Genomic DNA, 4,814 nt, shown 5'->3' on the forward strand with positions numbered 1-4,814 from the left:
CCGCAGGCCAACCAGAATCCAGGCGGCCGAGTTCCCACTCAGGGACTGCCGGTAGAACTGCTCGGCGCGCCCCAGGTCTCCCAGCGCGAGTGCCGCGTCGCCCAGCACCCAGGCGGCCGCCGCCTGGTGGTAGAGGTCCTCGTCCTTCTCGTTCAGGGCCTGGCCTTTCTCGAGGGCCTGCCAGGCGTCCTGGGTCCGGCCCAGGCGCGCGTAGCACCAGGCCAAGCCGCCCCAGGAAAACGGCAGGACGGCGTTCGCCTGCTCGAACGCAGCCAGGGCCGCCTCGCCTGCCCTCAGGGCTCCGAGCACGTCGTCCTGCTCCGCCGCAATATAAGCACGCATTCCCAGGACGTTCGCCGCGACACGGCCCAACCCGCTCCGCTCCGCCCAGACCGCCCATTCGTCAACGTGCCGCCTGGCGGCCTCATAGTCTCCCAGCCGCAGACACGCGTAGGACAAGCCCGCAAGTGAAACCATGACTGGCTGGGGTTTGCCCAGCTGAACCCGCTGCCGGAGGACCTCCTCCTCCAGTTTCCGGCCGCCTTCCGGGTCGTCATGTCCAAAGGCCTGCACTGCGGCGAGTTGCACGCGTGCGTCCAGGGCGAGGAACTCATCATCTGCCTGGCTGGCCCCGATCCGGGCGTCCTCCAGCAGGCGTTCCGCAGCGGCCCAGTCACGCCGCTGTACTGCCAGGTCACCAAGGATGTACATGCTGTAGGCGGCCATCCTGGGGTGGCCGGCCGCGCGTGCGGCGTCGAGGGCACTCTCCGCCATGTCCCTGGCTTCATGGTGACGACCCTGACGGGCCAGTGAGGCCGCAAGTTCCCCCAGGGCGAAGGCCGTCTCGCTGGCCAGTCCGGCTGCCCGTGCGGTCTCGGCGGCCACCTGCCAGCGGTGGACGACGGCAGCGAGGTGATGGCTGTCACGGAAATACAGCGCGTTCTGAATGAGGAGGAGAACTTCGCGGCGCTCTGCGGCGAACTCGGGCCGGGCCGGGGTGAGCTCGAGCGCATGTTCGAATGCTGCCGCCGCCGACTGGTACGCGCCGATCTTCATGGCCTCGTGGCCGGCCTGCTGAACTTGCCTGGCCGCCTCGCCCGTCAGCCCAGCCCCAAGCGCGTGATGGGCCAGCACCTCGGGGGACGCGTCGCCTGCCTTGAGTGCCTCCAGCGCGCGTTGGTGAAGCAGCATGCGCCGGGGGCCACTCAACCCGTCCCGCAGGGTCTCCCGCACCCGGTCGTGTGAGAGGAAGGCCTCCTGCCTGCCCTCCGCCTCGCGGAGCAGCCCTGCCCGGAGCAGTTCCTCGTAGCCTTGCAGCGCGGTGTCCTCGCCCAGGTCAGCGACTGCCCGCAGGTGGCAGAGCTCCAAGCCCTGACCCAGAATCGCGCCCGCCTGGGCAAGCGCGAGGGCAGGTGCTGAGAGCCGACCCAGCCTCTCGCCGATGACCGCCCGCACTCCCTCACCGCCGTGCTCCAGACCAGCAGCGAGTCTCGCGTCATTCACCACGATGCCGCTGTAGCCGAGCGTGAGCGCCCCCTGCTCCGCCAGTCCGCGCAGCGTCTCCGAGATGTAGAGCGGTTGACCGCCCGTCTCCACGAAGAGGCGCGCGGCCAAGCCTTCGAGGGCGTCGTTCGCGGTCACTCCCGCGAGTCCCTTCAACAGCCCCAGCGTCTCCGGCTGCTCCAGCAGCCCGAGGGTGTACCGCGTGATGGGCAGCTCCCGGCCGAGATTCGCCGCCCACCCGGCCAGCGCCGACCCGGGCGTCAGGGCCTCGACCCTTGCCGTGAGCAGCAGCAGAACAGGAGCATCCTGCTCCGCCGCCCGTCCTGCGAGGTACCGCAGGGCCTCCAGCGTGCCCGCGTCGGCCCACTGGACGTCATCCACGAGCAGCACGAGAGGCTCGCGCCTGGTCGCTACGCCCCGGGCAAGCGCGAGCACGAGCTGCGTCAGGGCGGCCAGGGGGCGGCCTTGGGAGTCTTCCCCCGCTGAGGGCGACGGCAGTTCCGTGAGCTCCTCCAATTCGGGCAGCAACCGCGCAAGCTGGGCGAGGTCGTGCCGCGAGAGCAGCGCCTCGGGCTGGGGGTGCGCGGCCAGCGGGCGACGCACGGCGTCGATGAGCGGGCCGTAGGGCGACCCGCCCGCCTCGAAGGCCCGGCCGCGCAGCACTTCACCTCCACGTTCCCGGGTCCACTCCAGGAATTCCCCGGCCAGCCGGGTCTTCCCAATGCCAGGCTCGCCGACGATCAGAGCGATGCCCGGACGGCCATCCGCGGCGCTCTGGTAAGACGCAGCCAGTCGCGCAAATTCCGCGTGACGCCCGACGAATGGTGCCTCGCGCAGCAGCCTGGGAAGGTCTGGCACCACTTCAGGTCGTCTCTGGGGAGTGAAGGCCAGCAATTGCGGTTCAAGGGCCAGCGTCTCAGGAGCGAGCGTGCAGTTCACCTCGTCCTGCAAGACCCGCCGGCAGGTGTCGAGGGCGTCCCGCGCGAGTGCCCGCTGCCCGGACGTCAGCCGGGCCTGAACGAGACGTCGCCAGGCGGCCTCGTTCAGACGGTCCACAGCCACCCAGCGCTGGGCCGTCTCTGCCGCCCGGTCCGCGTCACGCTCCAGTTGAGCTGCGGAGAGCCGGTCGAACACGATATTCATCGCCGAACGCGTCACCTCGCGGCGTTCCTCCAGCCAGGCGTCGAAGCCGCTGCCGTCCCCGAGGGTGAACCCGTCGAGCAGATCGCCGCGCCACAGGGACGCTGCTCCTTGGAGCTCAGGCAAGACCTCAGCAGGGGACAGGGAACGCGCCGCCTTCGCCACACGTTCCAGTGCCGTCACGTCACATTCGTCTGGTTCGGTCACCAGGTAAACCGTGGTCCGGTCGGCTTCCAGGCGGTGCCGGAAGGGACCCAGGGCCTCGCGGGCGTAGACGAGGGTGCCCCGCAGGCTGGCCCGGCCCGCTTCCGGTCCCGCGTCGGGCCAGAACAGGGCGGCCAGTTTCTCCCGGGACTGCCGGGCTGGTTCGAGAGCCAGGTAAGTGACCAGGGCCTGCGCCTTCCGCGTTTTGAAGGTAACGGGGCAGTCCCCCACCCGGCATTCGGGCGGGCCGAGGAACTGGAGAACGAGCATCGTGTGCTCTTCAGCTTACCACTCACCTCACCCGCCGATACGATCAATCTTGGACTGAACAAGATGGCCGACGTGGATCCCGGCTCGACGGCTGGGAAGAGGCGCGCTGGGTGACTAAGCAGAAGACGTCGTCTCTGCTCCTTACGCTTAGACCGAGGTGCGCACCGCTCTGCCATCCTCGTGCTGCGACCAGCGCACCCTCGTCCGGCCTGTTACTGTGCCAGCGACACCGCATGTCAGGCTGACGACCCCGTGCCGCCGAAGCCATGCGCTTCGCGTGGACGTCACCACAGGCCAGACGACGGAGACACTGTCATTCAGCAGGGGATAACTGGCAGGTGGCCCCTGGCGGCACGCGCCTGATGTATCTCAGTGCGCAGGACCGCGCATTGCACGTCCTGACGCTGCCCGCCCTTCCCTGACCACAGGCTGAAGCTGACTCCGCTGTCGCGCTCCGATGAACGGTCAGCGAGCCTGGACTTGGCACCGCAAAGGGCGAGACAGAGCACCGGCAGGACCAGACCAGCAGCGCAGTGCAACTGAGAGAGTGCGTGGGACCCCGTGTACCGTTCCTGCTACCAAGGTTAGACCCGGTTCATCCATTGTGCTGGGCGGGTCGCCTCTCCCCGCACCCGCAGCTCCAGGTGCAGATGTGGCGCGTTGCTCACCCCTTCAGAGCCCACTTTGCCGACCTGCTGACCACGATTTACAGGCTGTCCCACTTTCATCAGCACGCGCCGCTGGTGAAAGTACAGGCTGGTGACCCCCAGGCCATGATTGATCGCCACGAGCCCGCCACGGACCGGGTAGTTCCGCTGCACCAGTGGTCATGCGGGACTTCCTGCCGCCATGTTTCCCTTAACTTTCTGGTGGGCAGTCCCGCTCCAGGCTCTCATGAGGAGCCAGCTTGGGATTGGCAAAAACGAACAGAGCCCCCTGGCCGAACAAATCCCGGTACAGTCGCGCTACCGCCTGCTCCACCACCGCCGTCGCGCCGCTGCCCGTCGCGTGACACATCTGCGCGAGTTGCGTTTCGGTGCTGGCTGAGAACTTGAAGGTGCGCTGGCGCTTGTCGCGCAGGGTCAAAACTGGCCTGGGTTCATACCCCGACTGTACCCGGACAGTCCATAAGCTGGGTGCGGGTTCTCCGCCTGAGCTTGGCCGCTTCATCATATCGCTGGCACGCGTCCAGGCTACAGGCTTCAACCCGCATTCCGGCGCACAGTCCTCAGTTGCCTGCTGGGTAGAATGAGGTACCTCGTGCATTCCAGGTACCTCAGATGTCCTGTATCGCCTCACTCCTGTCGCCACCAGCGCTGTCTTCTCGAGGCCAAAGGACGTCATGCCCGACACCGAAGTCATCACGCCGCTGCCCCACCCGGTCCTGACCAGCCTGTGCCGCCTGATCGGTGACCGCCTGGGCGCCGACCTGGTCATCGTCACCGACGTGCAGCACACCATCCTGGCCTCCCATAGCTGGCCGCTCAGCCTGCCCGTGCCGCCTCTCGCGGCCCTGATGACGGCTGACATGCTGGTGTTGACCGACACCACTGATGATCCGCGCTTCGAGCCGCTCGCCGATGCGATGGGCGACTTCCGGACAGGCTTTTACGCCGCCGCGGTGCTGCGCCGCCGCGACGGCGAACCGCTGGGCTTCCTGTACCTGCTGCGGCAGGATCCCCGTACCTTCGAACGCC

3 protein-coding genes and 1 pseudogene are annotated in these 4,814 nt (G+C 68.0%); 1 reads left to right on the forward strand and 3 read right to left on the reverse strand.

What is annotated here, in order from left to right; genetic code table 11:
- The 3 genes and pseudogenes from IEY49_RS19790 to IEY49_RS19800 form a co-directional block, all read right to left on the reverse strand.
- Window positions 1-3,117, reverse strand: a 3,117-nt coding sequence (locus tag IEY49_RS19790) for an ATP-binding protein (protein WP_189011925.1), incomplete at its 3' end; no start/stop codon positions are given.
- A 584-nt stretch (window positions 3,118-3,701) separates the two neighbouring features.
- Window positions 3,702-3,926, reverse strand: a pseudogene (locus IEY49_RS19795) (M23 family metallopeptidase); the annotation flags it as partial.
- A gap of 49 nt (window positions 3,927-3,975) precedes the next feature.
- Window positions 3,976-4,203, reverse strand: coding sequence for a hypothetical protein (locus IEY49_RS19800; protein ID WP_189011927.1), 228 nt, complete (start codon window positions 4,201-4,203; stop codon window positions 3,976-3,978).
- A 256-nt stretch (window positions 4,204-4,459) separates the two neighbouring features.
- Between IEY49_RS19800 and IEY49_RS19805 the strand changes: the two genes are divergently transcribed.
- Window positions 4,460-4,814: GAF domain-containing protein (locus IEY49_RS19805; RefSeq protein WP_189011929.1), on the forward strand; the 355-nt coding region annotated here is incomplete at its 3' end.

Source organism: Deinococcus malanensis (genome assembly GCF_014647655.1).
Lineage (GTDB): Bacteria > Deinococcota > Deinococci > Deinococcales > Deinococcaceae > Deinococcus > Deinococcus malanensis.